15 protein-coding genes are annotated in these 16,019 nt (G+C 60.1%); 13 read left to right on the top strand and 2 right to left on the bottom strand.

Features of this window, described 5'->3' with window-relative positions:
• The first annotated feature begins 572 nt into the window (after positions 1-572).
• The gene (gene pulS, locus ABLV75_RS21230; protein ID WP_017144953.1) at positions 573-950 is read left to right on the top strand and encodes a GspS family T2SS pilot lipoprotein variant PulS; all 378 of its coding nucleotides are present in this window, start codon (positions 573-575) and stop codon (positions 948-950) included.
• A 29-nt stretch (positions 951-979) separates the two neighbouring features.
• Here pulS and gspB read toward each other — a convergent pair whose 3' ends face one another.
• Together gspB and pulA are read right to left on the bottom strand one after the other, a co-directional pair.
• The gene (gene gspB, locus ABLV75_RS21225; RefSeq protein WP_004107977.1) at positions 980-1,504 is read right to left on the bottom strand and encodes a type II secretion system assembly factor GspB; all 525 of its coding nucleotides are present in this window, start codon (positions 1,502-1,504) and stop codon (positions 980-982) included.
• Between the two features lie 71 nt (positions 1,505-1,575).
• Positions 1,576-4,848 (bottom strand): pullulanase-type alpha-1,6-glucosidase, encoded by a 3,273-nt coding sequence (gene pulA, locus ABLV75_RS21220; RefSeq protein ID WP_047720359.1) that lies wholly within the window; start codon positions 4,846-4,848, stop codon positions 1,576-1,578.
• Between the two features lie 352 nt (positions 4,849-5,200).
• On the opposite strand from pulA, the gene gspC reads away from it, so the two are divergent.
• From gspC to ABLV75_RS21160, 12 genes are read left to right on the top strand one after another with little or no spacing between them, the layout of a single operon-like run.
• Positions 5,201-6,040: a type II secretion system protein GspC gene (gene gspC / locus ABLV75_RS21215; protein ID WP_047720360.1), complete on the top strand. Its 840-nt coding sequence runs from the start codon at positions 5,201-5,203 to the stop codon at positions 6,038-6,040.
• Positions 6,041-8,023: a GspD family T2SS secretin variant PulD gene (gene pulD, locus ABLV75_RS21210; protein ID WP_004107980.1), complete on the top strand. Its 1,983-nt coding sequence runs from the start codon at positions 6,041-6,043 to the stop codon at positions 8,021-8,023. It begins immediately after the preceding gene.
• Complete coding sequence (gene gspE / locus ABLV75_RS21205) at positions 8,020-9,513, top strand: type II secretion system ATPase GspE (RefSeq protein ID WP_047720361.1); 1,494 nt, start codon at positions 8,020-8,022, stop codon at positions 9,511-9,513. Before pulD ends, gspE begins: the two co-directional genes overlap by 4 nt.
• Before the next feature lies 1 nt (position 9,514).
• Positions 9,515-10,717, top strand: a complete 1,203-nt coding sequence (gene gspF, locus ABLV75_RS21200; RefSeq protein ID WP_017144958.1) for a type II secretion system inner membrane protein GspF — start codon at positions 9,515-9,517, stop codon at positions 10,715-10,717.
• A 20-nt stretch (positions 10,718-10,737) separates the two neighbouring features.
• The gene (gene gspG, locus ABLV75_RS21195) at positions 10,738-11,160 is read left to right on the top strand and encodes a type II secretion system major pseudopilin GspG (protein ID WP_004110681.1); all 423 of its coding nucleotides are present in this window, start codon (positions 10,738-10,740) and stop codon (positions 11,158-11,160) included.
• Positions 11,160-11,672, top strand: coding sequence for a type II secretion system minor pseudopilin GspH (gspH, locus tag ABLV75_RS21190; RefSeq protein WP_047720362.1), 513 nt, complete (start codon positions 11,160-11,162; stop codon positions 11,670-11,672). The genes gspG and gspH overlap by 1 nt, the downstream gene beginning before the upstream one ends.
• Complete coding sequence (gene gspI / locus ABLV75_RS21185; RefSeq protein ID WP_004110668.1) at positions 11,669-12,034, top strand: type II secretion system minor pseudopilin GspI; 366 nt, start codon at positions 11,669-11,671, stop codon at positions 12,032-12,034. Before gspH ends, gspI begins: the two co-directional genes overlap by 4 nt.
• Positions 12,031-12,627 (top strand): type II secretion system minor pseudopilin GspJ, encoded by a 597-nt coding sequence (gspJ, locus tag ABLV75_RS21180; RefSeq protein WP_004107987.1) that lies wholly within the window; start codon positions 12,031-12,033, stop codon positions 12,625-12,627. Before gspI ends, gspJ begins: the two co-directional genes overlap by 4 nt.
• Entirely contained in the window at positions 12,624-13,604 is a 981-nt protein-coding gene (gspK, locus tag ABLV75_RS21175; protein WP_047720363.1) for a type II secretion system minor pseudopilin GspK, read from the top strand. Before gspJ ends, gspK begins: the two co-directional genes overlap by 4 nt.
• On the top strand, positions 13,597-14,793 hold the full coding sequence (gene gspL / locus ABLV75_RS21170) for a type II secretion system protein GspL (RefSeq protein WP_047720364.1): 1,197 nt from the start codon (positions 13,597-13,599) through the stop codon (positions 14,791-14,793). The genes gspK and gspL overlap by 8 nt, the downstream gene beginning before the upstream one ends.
• Positions 14,786-15,271: a type II secretion system protein M gene (locus ABLV75_RS21165; protein WP_016808874.1), complete on the top strand. Its 486-nt coding sequence runs from the start codon at positions 14,786-14,788 to the stop codon at positions 15,269-15,271. The genes gspL and ABLV75_RS21165 overlap by 8 nt, the downstream gene beginning before the upstream one ends.
• Positions 15,261-16,019: a type II secretion system protein N gene (locus tag ABLV75_RS21160; protein WP_047720365.1), complete on the top strand. Its 759-nt coding sequence runs from the start codon at positions 15,261-15,263 to the stop codon at positions 16,017-16,019. Before ABLV75_RS21165 ends, ABLV75_RS21160 begins: the two co-directional genes overlap by 11 nt.

Below are 16,019 nucleotides of genomic sequence, written 5' to 3'. Positions count from 1 at the left end.
GCTTTTTCTCCGCAACTTACAGGCGTAAAGGCCTGATTCTCAATGTTTCCCCGGATGGGGGAAAGAAGAAATCTCTCAAATTGCCGCCCGAAGGTGTTGTTTTTCAGGCAACCATTTATGGACTGCGCGACGCATTATCATGTCGCTCGCATGATTTTCACTTTAAAAATTCACCATACAAATCACATTGTTACACGCTTCATCGACAGAATTATTCGGGACACGGAACGGATTGTCCAGGGAATACAGGATAGCACTAAACCGCGACATTCTTAACCAGCATTTTACATCCTCGCCGGACAACCTCAGGGAAATTGTGATGTTTTTTAACAACATAAAAATGTGCGCCCGTAACCTTCTGCTGGCCGCAGAAACAAACCGAAGCAGTAAGGCCGGAAAATATTATTTCCGCCGGAAAACAGAAACGACCCAGATGAAAGAAAATGAGATTTAAAAGAGCGCAATGATAAAAACGCGAGCCACTTAACATTTATAATTTGGCAGATTTTCTGATGACTGCCGAAAAATATTTGTTAAACTGTCAGCCAATTAATTTTTCTGCTTAATAGATTATGCGCAACTTTATTATATTTCCGCTTATGGCGGTTGCCCTGATCTCAGGCTGTCAGCAAAATCGTCAGACAACCCTGAGTCCTGCGGTTAGCGGTGAGGCTCAGCTTGAGCAGCTTGCCTCCGTCGCCGCCGGGGCGCGCTATCTGAAGAATAAATGCAACCGCAGCGATCTGCCTGCCGATGACGCAATTAACCGTGCGGCAATAAACGTCGGTAAAAAACGCGGATGGGCAAATATTGATGATAATCTGCTGAGCCAGCGCAGCGCGCAGCTATATCAACAGCTCCAGCAGGATAGTACCCCGGAAGCCACAAAATGCAGCCAGTTTAATCGCCAGCTGGCGCCATTTATTGATAGCCTGCGCGGCAATAAATAGCGGTTATTTTAATTCCGCTCGCGCTATTTTTATTCTCCCTGCGGACTCTCCTCAATCGTCCCGCCCGGCCAGTCATCCAGCGCCGCGAGGGTAAACGTTTTACCGTTAAAGCTAAAGACGGTGAGATCCTGCTGGATCTGCTCGATAACCAGATTCGCCAGCGGCGAGTCGCCCTCCTTCCAGGATTGTCCGTTTAATACAATGCTGCGTTTCTCCGCCAGGGTGGCGTAGACGTGCGCGCTGTAGCGCAGAGGCGGCAGATGATCTTCATCGATCGGCGCCTCCGCAACGGCCTGCGTTTCTGGCCCGGCTTTAACCGGCTTGACGGCAGTTTCGACCGCCGGTTGATTCAGCGGCACTAACGCCGCATGGGCTACCGGCTGCGTTATCGGCTGCGGGACGGGTTTATTCCGCCACTGCTCGCCGCCAAACCAGCCGAGCGCAATCAGCAGCGCGGCATACAGCGGTACGGTCACGCAGGGAATTTGCACCATTTTCCCGCCCCCCGCCGGGGGACTGGACGGCGGGTACGGTTCTTGCTCACGAACAAGCACGGATTTCTCCTTAATCAGGACACGCCATCCCGGCCCGCGGTTTGTACGCCGCGGGCCGGGAGGTTAAGGTCTTACTTGCTGCTGACCGGCAGCCCCGCACCCTGAGCATCGCCCTGCGGCATTTCCAGCACCGCCACCGACCATGCCGGCAGGGTGACCGCGCCGTCTGCGGCAATCTGCACGCCGTGAGCCAGCGAATTTTCGCCCGCCGCCTGCTGGATCGCGCTCAGCTGCAGCGTCTCACCGGCAAACTCATTCAGCGTACGGCTTTCCGGCGCAGCGTTGATCGCCACCACCAGGCCGTCAAGACGGCTATCCAGACTGGCGCCCGCTTTCACCCCGTCATCCACGGTCATAATCAGCAGACCGGCCTGCTGGTCTGAACCGGTATTACGGAAATCAACGCGCTTCATCACCGCGCTGCCCTCACCTAAGGTGAACAGCGGCGAGGATTTACGCAGCTCGGTCAGCTCCTGGTAGAAGGCGGTCATCTGCTTCAGCTCCGCTTCGCCCGGAGCGGCAACCATATCTTTGACGCGCGAAATCACGTCATAGTTACTGCCGTCATCGCTGATGCGCGGCATACCAACGTTGTAGTTATTGTCCTGCAGGGAATAATCCACACGGTTAAACCAGTCGCCGGAGTCGTAGGAGTCGCGGGTAAAGGATTTCGAGCGCAGCAGTTCAGAACCCTGCTGGTCGAAAGCGATCCCCTGCCCGAGCATCACCGTCGCCAGCGAAACGGCCTGCATGCGAACGCGGGTCGCCAGGTCGGCTTCCTGGGACGCTTTATAGCTGATCATATCCCACAGCGTCTGGTTGTCGTGCTTCGAAACATAGTTGACGACTTCCGTCGGATCTGCGGCATAGCCGCCAGGCGCGCCGTTATAGTCAATTTCGCTGCCTTTCTTCACCGCGCCGTCTTTGTCGATCATCACAAAGTCAGCAAGGTTACCGGCCATCCCCAGACGGGTCAGATCGGCCAGATGACGGACCTGATCATCGTTCAGGCTGGTGAGCTCGTTTGGTAATACGCCAGCGCCGCTGCCAACGCCCTGGTTTTGACGCAGCGCATCGCCGGAATCAAACGGGCCGCCGCCGCGCACGGAGTCGCGCAGACGATCGGAGAACGTCCCGATACCGGTGCCTTTCAGATTGATCTGCGAGGCGATTTCAAAGCGGTCGCTCTGGTTTGAATCCCAGCCTTCACCAAAGAAGTAGATGTCCGGATTCAGGGCTTTAATGCGCTCCCACGCCGAGAGAATTTGCGCTTTCGGGTGATAGCCCATCAGATCGAAGCGGAAACCATCGATTTTATAATCCTTGGTCCACACCGCCAGCGAGTCGGCGATCAGCCTGGCGAACATCCGATGCTCCGGCGCAGAGTCGGAACAGCAGGTGGCGGATTCAACGCTGCCGGTGGTTTCATTCAGACGCTGATAGTACCAGGGCACGATCTTATCCAGCACCGACGTGCGGTCGGTCGGACCCGCGGCATTGGTGTGGTTATATACCACGTCCATGATCACGTTCATCCCCAGATCCTGCTTGATCGCCTGAATCATGGTACGGAACTCTTTGATGCGCGTCGTGCCTTCCGGATCGGTCGCGTAGGATCCTTCCGGAACCGTGTAGTGGAACGGATCGTAGCCCCAGTTATAGGAGTCGGTCTGCGCCACCAGCGTATTCAGCGCCTGTACCTGCGGATTATCCTGGCTATCGCTCTGCCTGAGCTGGTTCAGCACCTCCTCCACGGTGGAGCCGCTGTCGCAGTATCCGGCGAACTCGCTGCTTTTCACCGCGCTGTTCACTTCGCACAGGCGGCTGAACGGCTGCTGAATATCGGCGACTTTGTCACTGAACTCGTTCACCGTCGCCAGATCGAAGACCGGCAGCAGCTCGATGTGCGTGACGCCTGAGGCGGAGAGCTTCTTCAGATGCTGTACCATATTGCTGTCGCCGGCGGTCAGCGCGAGATATTTACCGCGCAGTTCGGCCGGAACGGTCTGGTCCCAGGCGGAGAGATCGCGAATATGCGATTCATGGATCGTCATCTTCGCTAACTCCGCTTTTGTCTTCTGGGCATGCGGCATCGTCAGGCTATCCCAGCCGTCAGGCTTCAGGGCGCTGTCGTTGAGATCGACCACCTGGCTGTACTCCGAGTTGGTCGACAGGCTATGCGCATACGGGTCGGTGACTTCATACTGTTCAACCTTGCGCGACTGCGGGTGATAAACCGTCATCGCATAGCGGTAGAACGCGCCTTTCAGATCGCTGCCCCCCTGCCACGACCACGCGCCGGAAGCGCTGTCGCGGGTCATAGGATGGCTGCCAATCACTTTTTTGTCCGCGCTGTAGACCACCACATCCACCTGCTGAGCAGTCGGCGCCCAGACGCGGAATGTGACGCCGCCGTCGGTCAACTGCGCGCCGTAGCTCAGCGCTTCCGCCGCTTCGGCATAGGTGTCATCCAGGACGCCCGCCGTCTGCACCTGGGTGGCGGAAATCAGGATCCCGTCCTCTGCGGCGGCAATGGCGACCGTTTCGCCCTGCAGCAGCTCGTCAACGTTCGCATTGTCCGGCAGCTTAAAAGCCGCATAGCTGGAAAGATGCGGGAAACGCATGCTGACCTGCTGATTGACCGTAGTCGGCGTCAGTTTCAGGTAACGGTCGGTAAATTTGCCTTCGCCATCCGCCGCCACTTTACTGCTGTGGCTGTAGTAGAGGCGCACGATGGGCTTGTCCTGTCCGCCCGGCCACAGCAGCGTATTTTTATCGACCCAGTGGGCTTCGGCCAGCGCGACGCCAAAAGCGGCGCGGAAAGCGTCGGCGCGGGAGTCATAGACCGCGCTGTTACCGGCGATCACCGATACCGTACGATCGGTGAAGTCGCCAAACGCCACCCGCAGATCGCTATCGATCAGTTTATTGGTGCCGTCGCGAACGATGACGTTGATACAACCGCTCTCTTTGTTGAGCGGAATCACCCAGTACGGGCCATATTTATCGCTGCCACTCGGGGTGGTGCTGACGTCATTCCAGTCCGCTACCGGCGCGCTGAGCGCATCGCAGGTTTCGTTATTCCACAGATAGAGGTTTTTGCTGCTGTAGTCCGCCGCGTTGTTGCTGGTGATGCCGGCAATATCCACCAGGTGGATGACCGCCTGGTTTTCTGCCGCCGTGGCCGCTTCGCCGGGTACGGCAACGTCAGGTAAACGTACAACCACATCCTGATTACCAGGAGTGTCGGGATTTCCAGAGGAAGAAGAAGAGGATCCGTTATCGCAGCCGCTAAGTAAAACCAGCGATCCCAGAACCAGGGCATTACGGGTATATCTGAGCATTCGATAGTCCCTATACATGCTGATTAAATTATATGAAGTGATATATACACGAAACTATTCCTGGCGCATTTAAGCACCATAAAAAAATAACGAGCATATCTTTAAAGCGTCGATAATTAGATATTCTTGCTCTCTCCGGTTCAATCATCCGCTCGCTCATTGTGTGGGGGCGTAGGCGGCCGGAGGAGAAAAAATAAAAAGGGAATGACGACCGCAATAGCCAAACTCTTTATCATTCGCAGCGACCTACGCAGATTCCCGCAATAAGCACGCTCACCATAAAAAAATCCCCACCAATATCGGTAGGGCGTTACCTTTTACTGAGGGAAATAGAATGAGCAAAGGAATAAAAATGCCTAATTCCGTGATGAGATTAACAATATCAAATAAAAAAATAATTAATTACGTGCCTCATATTGTGACGTTCATCATATTATTTTTTATCTGCCAGCAGCTCGCCCAATTAACCTGGAAAATAATTCTCCCGGTAAACTTTACGGATAACGCATTAAACTCTGCCGATACGACGGTGCCCGCCGCGCCCTCCCTGGAAACGGCGCTGCCGCGCTTTACGCTATTTGGCGTGGCGGAGAAAACGCCCTCCTCCGCAAACGGCGACAACCTCGAGCAGGCGCCCGTTTCGGCGCTCAAACTGCGCGTAACCGGCCTGCTCGCCAGTACCGATCCCTCTCGCGCCATTGCTATCATGATGCAGGGGAATCAACAGGTTAGCCTCGGGATTGGCGATAATACGCCGGGCGGAGAGGCGAAAATTGTCGCCATTTTCCCCGACCGCCTGATTGTTAATTACCGCGGCACAAATGAGGCTATCCCGCTGTTTAACGACCCGCCCGCCGCCGGCAAAAATAGCGCCGCGCCGCCAGCCGGCCAATTGGCGCAGGAGCTCCGCGCGCAGCCGCAAAATATTCTTCATTACCTCAATATTTCGCCGGTCATGGTCAACGACAAGCTCAGCGGATATCGCCTGAATGCGGGAAAAAAACCGGCGTTATTTCGCCAGGCGGGTCTCAAGGAAAACGATCTGGCGATTGCCCTGAACGGCCTGGATCTCCGCGATAAAGAACAGTCTCGCCAGGCATTAGCTCAGCTACCGGAATTAACCGAAATAACCCTTACCGTTGAACGCGACGGCCAGAAACAAGATATTTCTCTAGATCTGAGGGATGAATAATTGATCATCACCAACGTTACCCGCCCATTTTTCCTGACGCTGCTGATATTCGCCGCGCTGATATTCAAACCGGCCGCGGCGGAAGAGTTTTCCGCCAGCTTTAAGGGCACCGATATTCAGGAATTTATCAATACGGTCAGTAAAAACCTGAATAAAACGGTCATTATCGATCCCAGCGTACGCGGCACCATTACCGTACGTAGCTACGATATGCTCAACGAAGAGCAATATTATCAATTTTTCCTCAGCGTCCTCGATGTCTATGGCTTCGCGGTGATTAATATGAATAACGGCGTCCTGAAAGTCGTTCGTTCGAAGGATGCGAAAACCGCCGCGGTGCCGGTGGCGAGCGATGCCGCACCGGGTACTGGCGATGAGGTCGTCACCCGCGTCGTGCCGCTGACTAACGTCGCCGCCCGCGATCTGGCGCCGCTGCTGCGCCAGCTTAACGATAACGCCGGCGCGGGCAGCGTGGTGCACTATGAACCCTCCAACGTCCTGCTGATGACCGGCCGCGCGGCGGTGATCAAGCGTCTGTTGACCATCGTCGAACGCGTCGATAACGCCGGAGACCGCAGCGTGGTGACCGTTCCCCTCTCATGGGCCTCCGCCGCCGATGTGGTCAAGCTGGTGACTGAACTCAACAAAGATACCAGCAAATCGGCCCTGCCCGGCTCGATGGTCGCCAACGTGGTGGCCGACGAGCGCACCAACGCGGTGCTGGTCAGCGGCGAGCCCAACTCTCGCCAGCGGATCGTCGCCATGATTAAGCAGCTCGACCGCCAGCAGGCGACGCAGGGCAACACCAAAGTGATCTATCTGAAATACGCCAAAGCCGCCGACCTGGTCGAAGTGCTGACTGGCATCAGCAGCACGATGCAGAGCGAAAAGCAGGCCGCGAAGCCGGTGGCGGCGCTGGATAAAAATATTATTATCAAAGCGCACGGACAGACCAACGCCCTGATTGTCACCGCCGCCCCTGACGTGATGAACGATCTTGAACGGGTAATCGATCAGTTGGATATCCGCCGTCCACAGGTGCTGGTGGAGGCGATCATCGCCGAAGTGCAGGACGCTGACGGTCTTAACCTCGGCATCCAGTGGGCCAATAAAAACGCCGGGATGACCCAGTTCACCAACAGCGGTCTGCCAATATCTACGGCCATCGCCGGGGCCAACCAGTACAACAAAGACGGCACCGTCAGCAGCTCCCTGGCCAGCGCCCTTAGCTCCTTCAACGGCATTGCCGCCGGCTTCTACCAGGGCAACTGGGCAATGCTGCTCACCGCACTCTCAAGCAGCACCAAGAACGATATTCTCGCCACGCCGAGCATTGTCACCCTCGACAACATGGAGGCCACCTTTAACGTCGGCCAGGAAGTCCCGGTGCTGACCGGCTCGCAAACCACCTCCGGCGATAACATCTTCAATACCGTCGAGCGTAAAACCGTCGGCATCAAGCTGAAGGTAAAGCCGCAAATTAACGAAGGCGATTCGGTCCTGCTGGAGATCGAACAGGAGGTATCGAGCGTGGCGGATGCCGCCTCCAGCACCAGTTCGGATCTCGGCGCGACCTTCAATACCCGTACGGTGAATAACGCCGTACTGGTCGGCAGCGGCGAAACGGTGGTCGTCGGCGGCCTGCTGGATAAAAGCGTCTCCGACACCGCCGATAAAGTCCCTCTGCTCGGCGATATCCCGGTGATTGGCGCGCTGTTCCGCTCCACCAGCAAAAAGGTCTCCAAGCGCAACCTGATGCTGTTCATTCGTCCAACGGTGATCCGCGACCGAGACGAGTACCGTCAGGCTTCATCCGGGCAGTACACCGCGTTTAACGACGCCCAGAGCAAACAGCGCGGCAAAGAGAACAACGACGCGATGCTGAGTAACGATCTGCTGGAGATCTACCCGCGCCAGGATACCGCCGCGTTCCGCCAGGTCAGCGCCGCCATCGACGCGTTCAATCTGGGAGGCAATCTATGATGCCCGCCGCTGAACGACGTCCGCTGCTCCCCTTCAGCTACGCCCGCGCGCACAACGTGATGCTCCTGAGCAACGGCGCAAGCTGCGAGGTTTTCTGCCTTGCCGCCACCGCGCCGCAGGCGCTGCTGGAAGCTCGCCGGGTGGCCGGGATGCCGTTCAGCCTGGAACGACTGGAAGCAGAGGCGTTCGAAAAGCTGCTGGTGCTGAGCTATCAGCGCGACTCCGCCGAGGCGCGGCGCATGATGGCGGATATCGGCAACGAGCTGGATCTGTACACCCTTGCCGAAGAGCTGCCGGACACCGACGATCTTCTGGATAGCGAAGACGACGCGCCGATCATCCGCCTGATTAACGCCATGCTCACCGAGGCTATCAAAGAGAAAGCGTCGGATATTCATATCGAAACCTATGAACGCCACCTGCAAATTCGCTTTCGCGTCGACGGCGTACTGCGCGAAATCCTGCGCCCCCAGCGCCGCCTCGCCGCGCTGCTGATCTCGCGCATTAAGGTGATGGCGAGCCTTGATATCGCCGAAAAACGCATTCCTCAGGATGGGCGCATGGCGCTGCGTATTGGCGGACGCGCCGTCGATGTCCGCGTCTCCACCCTGCCGTCGAGCTACGGCGAACGCGTGGTGCTGCGTCTGCTCGATAAAAACAGCGTTAATCTCGATCTGCTGACCCTCGGGATGCCGCCCGCGCTGCTTCAGCAGGTAGATGGACTGATCGCTCGCCCGCACGGCATCGTGCTGGTGACCGGGCCGACCGGCTCGGGAAAAAGCACCACCCTCTACGCCGCGCTAAGCCGCCTCGATGCCCGCGAGCGCAACATCATGACCATTGAAGATCCTATCGAATATGAGCTGGAGGGCATCGGTCAGACTCAGGTTAACGCGAAAGTCGATATGACCTTTGCCCGCGGGCTGCGCGCCATTTTGCGCCAGGACCCTGACGTGGTGCTGGTGGGCGAAATCCGCGACGGCGAAACGGTGCAAATCGCCGTTCAGGCCTCGCTAACCGGCCATCTGGTGCTCTCAACGCTGCATACCAATAGCGCGCTGGGCGCCATCTCGCGCCTGCAGGATATGGGCGTCGAGCCTTTTCTGCTCTCCACCTCGCTGCTGGCGGTGATGTCGCAGCGGCTGGTGCGACGGCTCTGCCCGCACTGCCGCCAGCAGGAGCCGGCCAATGCCGATACCGCCCGCCAGATGGAGATCGCCCCCGGCACGGCGCTCTGGCAGCCCCGGGGCTGCGCCGAGTGCGGCTTTACCGGCTATCGCGGACGTACCGGCATTCACGAACTATTGCTGGTGGACGATCGCGTGCGCATGGCTATCCACCGCGGCGAAAACGAGGTGACGCTGATCCAACAGCTGGGAGCGGACTATATCACCCTACGCCATGCCGGGCGGGAAAAGGCGCTGGCGGGGATCACCAGCTGGCAAGAGGTCCTGCGGGTCACCGAACAGCAGATCGCGGAGGCCTCCTGACATGGCGCTTTTTCGCTATCAGGCTGTTGATGAAAAGGGTAAAACCCGGCGCGGCATCCAGCAGGCGGACTCCGCCCGCCACGCGCGCCAGCTGCTGCGGGATAAGAACTGGCTGGCCCTGGATATTGCCCCGGCTGCCGGCGGCGGGCAACCGCGCTTTATCCGCCGGACTAACGCCCGCGATCTCGCCCTCGTCACCCGCCAGCTGGCGACGCTGGTCGCCGCCGCCATCCCGCTGGAAAAAGCGCTCGACGCGGTGGCCCAGCAGTGTGAGAAACCGCAGCTGAAAACCCTGATTGCCGGCGTGCGCGGCAAAGTGCTGGAAGGCCACGCGCTGGCGGAAGCGATGCGCGGCTACCCTGGCTGCTTCGACGCGCTCTACTGCGCGATGGTCGCCGCCGGCGAAGCTTCCGGCCATCTTGATGGCGTACTGAACCGGCTGGCGGACTATACCGAACAGCGCCAGCAGCTGCGCGCCCGGCTGCTGCAGGCGATGATTTACCCCATCGTGCTAACCCTGGTGGCGGTCAGCGTGATCGTCATTCTGCTGTCGACGGTGGTGCCGAAGGTTGTCGAGCAGTTTATCCACCTTAAGCAGGCGCTGCCGTTTTCTACCCGTCTGCTGATGGCGATGAGCGATATGCTGCGCGCCGCCGGTCCGTGGCTGCTGCTCGCCGCCATGCTCATGGCTCTGCTGCTGCGCTACCTGCTGCGGCAGCCGGCAAAGCGGCTGGCCTGGCACAGACTGCTGCTGCGCCTGCCGTTGATTGGCCGGGTCGCGCGCAGCGTTAACAGCGCCCGCTACGCCCGTACTCTGAGCATTCTCAACGCCAGCGCCGTTCCGCTGCTGCTGGCGATGCGCATCAGCGCGGAAGTATTAAGCAACGCCTGGGCTAAGCGCCAGCTCGAAGCCGCCAGCGACGCGGTACGCGAAGGCGTCAGCCTGCATCGCGCGCTCGAAATGACCCAGCTTTTCCCGCCGATGATGCGCTATATGGTCGCCAGCGGCGAACAGAGCGGCGAGCTCAACGACATGCTGGCGCGCGCGGCAGATAACCAGGACCGGGATCTGAGCGCGCAAATTCAGCTGGCCCTCAGCCTGTTTGAACCCCTGCTGGTAGTGGCGATGGCCGGCATGGTGCTGTTTATCGTCCTCGCCATTCTGCAACCGATACTGCAACTCAATACCCTGATGAGTATGTAATTGTTCTAATGGAGAAAAATATGCAACGACAGCGCGGCTTCACCTTACTGGAAATCATGGTGGTGATTGTTATCCTCGGCGTACTCGCCAGCCTCGTGGTGCCCAATCTGATGGGCAACAAAGAAAAGGCCGATCGGCAAAAAGTGGTCAGCGATCTTGTGGCGCTCGAGGGGGCGCTGGACATGTACAAACTGGACAACAGCCGCTATCCCACCACCGAGCAGGGGCTGCAGGCGCTGGTCAGCGCGCCATCGGCCGAGCCGCACGCGCGCAACTATCCCGAAGGCGGCTATATTCGCCGTCTGCCGCAGGATCCCTGGGGCAACGATTACCAGCTGCTAAGCCCCGGCCAGCATGGACAGGTCGATATTTTCAGCCTCGGGCCGGACGGCGTGCCGGAGAGCAATGACGATATCGGTAACTGGACGATTGGGAAAAAATAGTGCGACAGCGCGGCTTTACGTTGCTGGAGATGATGCTCATTTTGCTGCTGATGGGGGTCAGCGCAGGCATGGTGCTGCTGGCCTTCCCCTCCTCGCGCGATGATAGCGCGGCGCAGACCCTGGCGCGCTTTGAGGCGCAGCTGCGCTTTGTCCAGCAGCGAGGTCTACAAACCGGTCAGTTTTTTGGCGTCTCGGTGCATCCCGATAGATGGCAGTTTCTGGTCCTGCAAGCCCGCGAAAGCCATGAGCCCCCCTCTGTCGGCAACGACTGGAACGGCTATCGTTGGCTGCCGCTAAGCGCCGGACGCGCCGCCACTTCGGGTAACGTCGTCGGGGACAAGCTACGCCTCGCTTTTCCGCAGGGCGAGGCCTGGACGCCGGGCGACAACCCCGATGTGCTGATCTTTCCCGGCGGGGAGATGACCCCCTTTCGGCTGACCGTCGGCGAAGCCACGGGTATCGCGTTTAATGCGCGCGGCGAAAGCCAGCCTCAACCGCAGGAGGCGCCATGAAAAAGCAGGCCGGCATGACGCTAATAGAAGTGATGGTCGCGCTGGTGGTCTTCGCCCTTGCCGGGCTGGCGGTGGTGCAGGCCACGCTCCAGCAAACCCGCCAGCTGGGGCGAATGGAGGAGAAAATTCTGGCCGGCTGGCTGGCGGATAATCAGCTGGTGCAGCTACGGCTGGAAAATCGCTGGCCCGCGCTGAGCTGGTCGGAAACCACGGTGCAGACGGCGGGCGTCAGCTGGCACATTCGCTGGCAGGGCGTGGAAACCGACCTCCCGCAGCTGCGGGCGCTGGACGTCGAGGTCCGCCATGCCAAAAGCGAAAAGATGCCCGTCTCTTCGCTGCGCACCTACGTGACGCCGCCATGATCCAGCGAGCTCGCGGATTTACCCTCGTTGAAATGCTGCTGGCGTTGGCCATCCTCGCCGCGCTCAGCGTCGCTGCGGTCACGGTGCTGCAAAATGTGATGCGCGCCGATACGCTCACCCGCGATAAAGGCGAGCGCATCCAGATGCTGCAGCAAACGTTCAGCCAGATGGCGGCGGACTTTAGCCAAATCATTCCCCGCCGCAGCCGCGACAGCGCGAGCCTGTTTTTTGCCGGACGCTTTCAGCTCGGCAGCGACGACTGGGCGATCGCTTTTAGCCGCAACGGTTGGCCCAACCCTCTGGGGCTTCTGCCGCGTTCGGAAATTCAGAACGTCAGCTACCGCCTGCGCGGCAGCCACCTGGAGCGCCTGAGCTACGACCAGCAGGACCCGCTGCCCGGTAGTCTGCCCACGGTGACCGTTATGCAGCGCAACGTGCAGGCGTTTCGTCTGCGCTTTTACGCCAGCGGCCGCTGGCTGGATGAATGGCAGCAGCCGCAGAGGCTGCCCCAGGGGCTGGAGGTCACCCTGACGCTGGAGCCATACGGCGAGATCCGAAGGCTGTTTCTGCTTACGCCGGGAGGCAGCCAATGAATACCCGCCAGCGCGGCGTCGCCCTGCTTATGGTGCTGCTGATCCTCGCTCTGATGATGGTGCTGGCGAGCGCCATGACCGATCGCAGCGTGCGGATGTATCAGCAAACCGCGACGACCCTCGATAACCTGCAGGCCAAATGGTACGCGCTGGGGGCGGAAACCCTGGCGGCGGCGTTGCTACAACGCGACGCGCTCGACTCGCCGAACCAAACCCATCTGGCGCAGAACTGGGCCCAGCAGGGGCGACGTTTTACGCTCAATGACGGCGAGATCTACGCCACCCTAAGCGACGCGCAGGCCTGCTTCAACCTCAACGCCATTAACCAGCTCAGCGGCGACGAAAGCGTTGAAATCCCTTATCCCGCACAGGTTTTTACCCGACTGCTGGAGAACCTCGGCAGCGAGCCGCTGCGCGCCTTACAGCTGACCGCCGCCCTGCGCGACTGGGTGGACAGCGATCGCCAGCCGCTGCTGAACGGCGCGGAAGATGAAGTCTATATGGCGCAATCCCCCGGCTATCTGAGCGGCAATCAGCCGCTGCAGGATGTCAGCGAACTGCGCCTGCTGGCCGGGATGGACGCGACGCTCTATCAGCGTCTGCTGCCCTACGTCTGCGCGCCTCCGGACGATGCGCTGCAGGTGAACGTCAATACCCTGCAGCCCGCTCAGGCCGCGCTACTGTCGGCGCTCTTCCCGGCTGAACTCACCCTTGCCGAAGCCCGGCAGCTGCTGCAGGCGCGCGCGGCCACCGGCTGGAGCAGCGTCGCCGCTTTCCTGTCGCAGCCGATACTACAAAAAACCGATACCGCCGCCGCGCGTCCGTGGCTGACGGTGCGCAGCGAGCGTTTTATCGCCACCTTCAGCGTAGTGATGGGCAGCGCCCGCTATCAGCAACGTAGCCTCCTGCAAAAGCAGGGGCGAACCTTCGGCGTCGTCCAGCGGCGCTATGGAATCTCTTGGGTAGCCGATGAATAACCACCATACCTCTTCCGCCACCGTGCTGATTATTCGCCTCAATCCTGATGCCGCGACGGCGATATGGCGGCTGGCCGCGCCGGGCGACGAGGCGCAGAGCGGAGAATGGCATCCTGACGCTGGCGATCCGACGCTCAACCTGCTGGCGCAACATTATCCGGCCTGGGTGCTGGTGCCCGCCAGCGACTGCGCGTTTCATCGCGTTACTCTGCCCGCCGGCGTGCGCCGAAATGCGCAGCAGGCCCTGGCGTTTTTACTCGAAGAACAGCTGGCAACAGAGGTCGAGGAGAGCCATTTTGCCCTGCTCCACCGGGATAAAAGCGATTGTGCCGTGGCGGTGGTCGGGCGGGAGAAGATGCGCGCCTGGCAGGCCTGGTGCGAACAACTCGGACTCAACGTGCTGGCACTGACGCCGGATGCCCTAACCCTGCCGCACAACCCAACCGGCTGGAGCGCCGTACGCTGCGGCGAGCAGTGGCTGTTTCGCCACGATTCGGAGAGCGGTATGGCGGTGGAAACCTCATGGCTCGGCGAACTGCTGGTTCACTGGCCTGACCTCGCGCCCATCGCCTGCTACTCGCCGCCGCCGGATATTGCCGCACCGTGGCAGCCTCTGCCGAGGCAGGATTTGCTGGAGCTGGCGGCGAGCAACCCGCAGGCGCGTAAAATCTGCTTATGCCAGGGCGATTTTGCCCCTGAACGCCGCCGGGCGCCGACGCCCCGACGCTGGCGCCCGGCTCTCGCCGCTGCGCTGGCGCTACTGCTGCTGTGGAGCGGGAATCGCCTCTACGACCATCTCGCGCTGGCGCGCCAGGCCGACGCCGCGGTACAGGCCAGCCGTGACTTTTACCGCCAGTGGTTCAAAAGCGAAAAAAACCTCGTCAATCCACGTCTGCAAATGCAGCAGCATCTGCGTCGGCTGGCAAGCGCAAGCGCCCGGCCGGCGCTCATCTCGCGGCTCGGCGCTCTGCAGCAAATCATTGCTGAAACGCCGGGCATTCGCCTGCGAACCCTGAGCTATGATGCCGGGCGCAACGCGCTGCAGCTGGAGATATCCGCCGTCTCATCGCAGGCTCTGGAGCAGTTCAGCCAGCGGGCGCGGGCCGGCTTCCGCGTGCAGAGCGGGGAAATGAAACCGCACGCCGACGGTATTGAAGGGCGTCTGACGCTGGAGGATAACGATGCATAACCTGATGACCTTATGGCAACAGCGTACGCGCCGCGAACGGCATCTGCTGCTGGGCATGGGCGTGATGCTGATTATCGGCCTGGTCTATTACGCTTTATGGCAGCCCTGGCAAAGTCGCGAGACGCAGTGGCGGCAAACGCTGACCCGGGAGCAGGCCAGTCTGCAGTGGATGCGCCAGCAGACTCCCCTTCTGCAGCAGCTTCGCCAGCAGAAATCGCCTGCCGCGCCGCAAGAGCCATCAACGGTGATTATGCGCGAAGCCGCCCGCCACGGGATCGCCATCGTTCGCCTGCAGCCGCAGGGAGCTCGCCTGGGCCTTAGCGTGCAGCCCGCCGATTTTCAGGCGCTGATGGCATGGCTCGACGCGCTGGGGCAGGCGGGGATGACCACCGTTACGCTGACGGTGGCCGCCGTGGCGCAGCAGCCCGGCCGGGTCACCGTCACTACGCTGGTGCTGGAGCGCAGCGATGAAAAATAAAATCACTATCGGCCTGCTGCTGGCGGCGGTCTATCTCTTCTGGCTGCTGCTTAGCGCGCCGGCGAGACTGCTGGCCCTGGCGCTGCCGGAAGGCGCGCGGCTCGGCGAAACCACGGGCACCCTGTGGCAAGGAGAAGCCCGTCAGGCCAGCTGGCGCGGTTTTGACATCGTCCATTTACGCTGGGAGTTTGGCTTTTCGTCGTGGCTTCCCGGCTGGCATATCGCGTTTAGCGCCCCCTCCGGCCTGCGCGGCCAGGCCTGGCTGCACGGCCTGAACGAGTTTGTGGTGCGCGAGGGCCGACTCGTGATTCCGGCCCGGACGATCGGCCAGCGGCTGGCGCTCGGGATACCGCTGGAAGCTCGTGGCCAGGTGATGCTGACGCTACCGGAAGCCCGTTTTAACGCTGGCGGCTGCCGACAGATAAGCGCGGGCGCCGTGCAGTGGCAGGATGCGGCGCTCACCTCCCCCGCCGGTTCGCTCGAACTGGCCCAGGTTAGCGGCAAACTAAGCTGCACCCCGGCGGGCGCGCTGGCTATCGCCCTGATCCAGGATTCCCATCAGCTTAGCCTCACCGGACAGGGCGTTCTGACGCCCGACGGGCGCTATACGTTTAACGGCATGCTGCAAACCCGTCAGGCGGCTCCGGCGCTGCTGACGCTGCTGGTTGCGCAAACCGGCCGTAAAGATAAGCAGGGGCGCACGCCGTGGCAGTGGCAGGGACAGTGGCTATCCGAGGAGAAAAAATAG

The organism is Klebsiella sp. CN_Kp066 (genome assembly GCF_040065135.1).
Classification (GTDB): domain Bacteria; phylum Pseudomonadota; class Gammaproteobacteria; order Enterobacterales; family Enterobacteriaceae; genus Klebsiella; species Klebsiella oxytoca.
This window is presented reverse-complemented; position numbering and strand designations above follow the sequence as displayed.

What these genes read in the sequence shown, in the direction of transcription:
- pulS (WP_017144953.1), top strand. Translation starts at nt 573, where the DNA reads ATGCGCAACTTTATTATATTTCCGCTTATGGCGGTTGCCCTGATCTCA.
- pulA (WP_047720359.1), bottom strand. Translation starts at nt 4,848, where the DNA reads ATGCTCAGATATACCCGTAATGCCCTGGTTCTGGGATCGCTGGTTTTA.
- gspC (WP_047720360.1), top strand. Translation starts at nt 5,201, where the DNA reads ATGCCTAATTCCGTGATGAGATTAACAATATCAAATAAAAAAATAATT.
- gspE (WP_047720361.1), top strand. Translation starts at nt 8,020, where the DNA reads ATGATGCCCGCCGCTGAACGACGTCCGCTGCTCCCCTTCAGCTACGCC.
- gspF (WP_017144958.1), top strand. Translation starts at nt 9,515, where the DNA reads ATGGCGCTTTTTCGCTATCAGGCTGTTGATGAAAAGGGTAAAACCCGG.
- gspG (WP_004110681.1), top strand. Translation starts at nt 10,738, where the DNA reads ATGCAACGACAGCGCGGCTTCACCTTACTGGAAATCATGGTGGTGATT.
- gspI (WP_004110668.1), top strand. Translation starts at nt 11,669, where the DNA reads ATGAAAAAGCAGGCCGGCATGACGCTAATAGAAGTGATGGTCGCGCTG.
- gspJ (WP_004107987.1), top strand. Translation starts at nt 12,031, where the DNA reads ATGATCCAGCGAGCTCGCGGATTTACCCTCGTTGAAATGCTGCTGGCG.
- gspK (WP_047720363.1), top strand. Translation starts at nt 12,624, where the DNA reads ATGAATACCCGCCAGCGCGGCGTCGCCCTGCTTATGGTGCTGCTGATC.
- gspL (WP_047720364.1), top strand. Translation starts at nt 13,597, where the DNA reads ATGAATAACCACCATACCTCTTCCGCCACCGTGCTGATTATTCGCCTC.
- ABLV75_RS21165 (WP_016808874.1), top strand. Translation starts at nt 14,786, where the DNA reads ATGCATAACCTGATGACCTTATGGCAACAGCGTACGCGCCGCGAACGG.
- ABLV75_RS21160 (WP_047720365.1), top strand. Translation starts at nt 15,261, where the DNA reads ATGAAAAATAAAATCACTATCGGCCTGCTGCTGGCGGCGGTCTATCTC.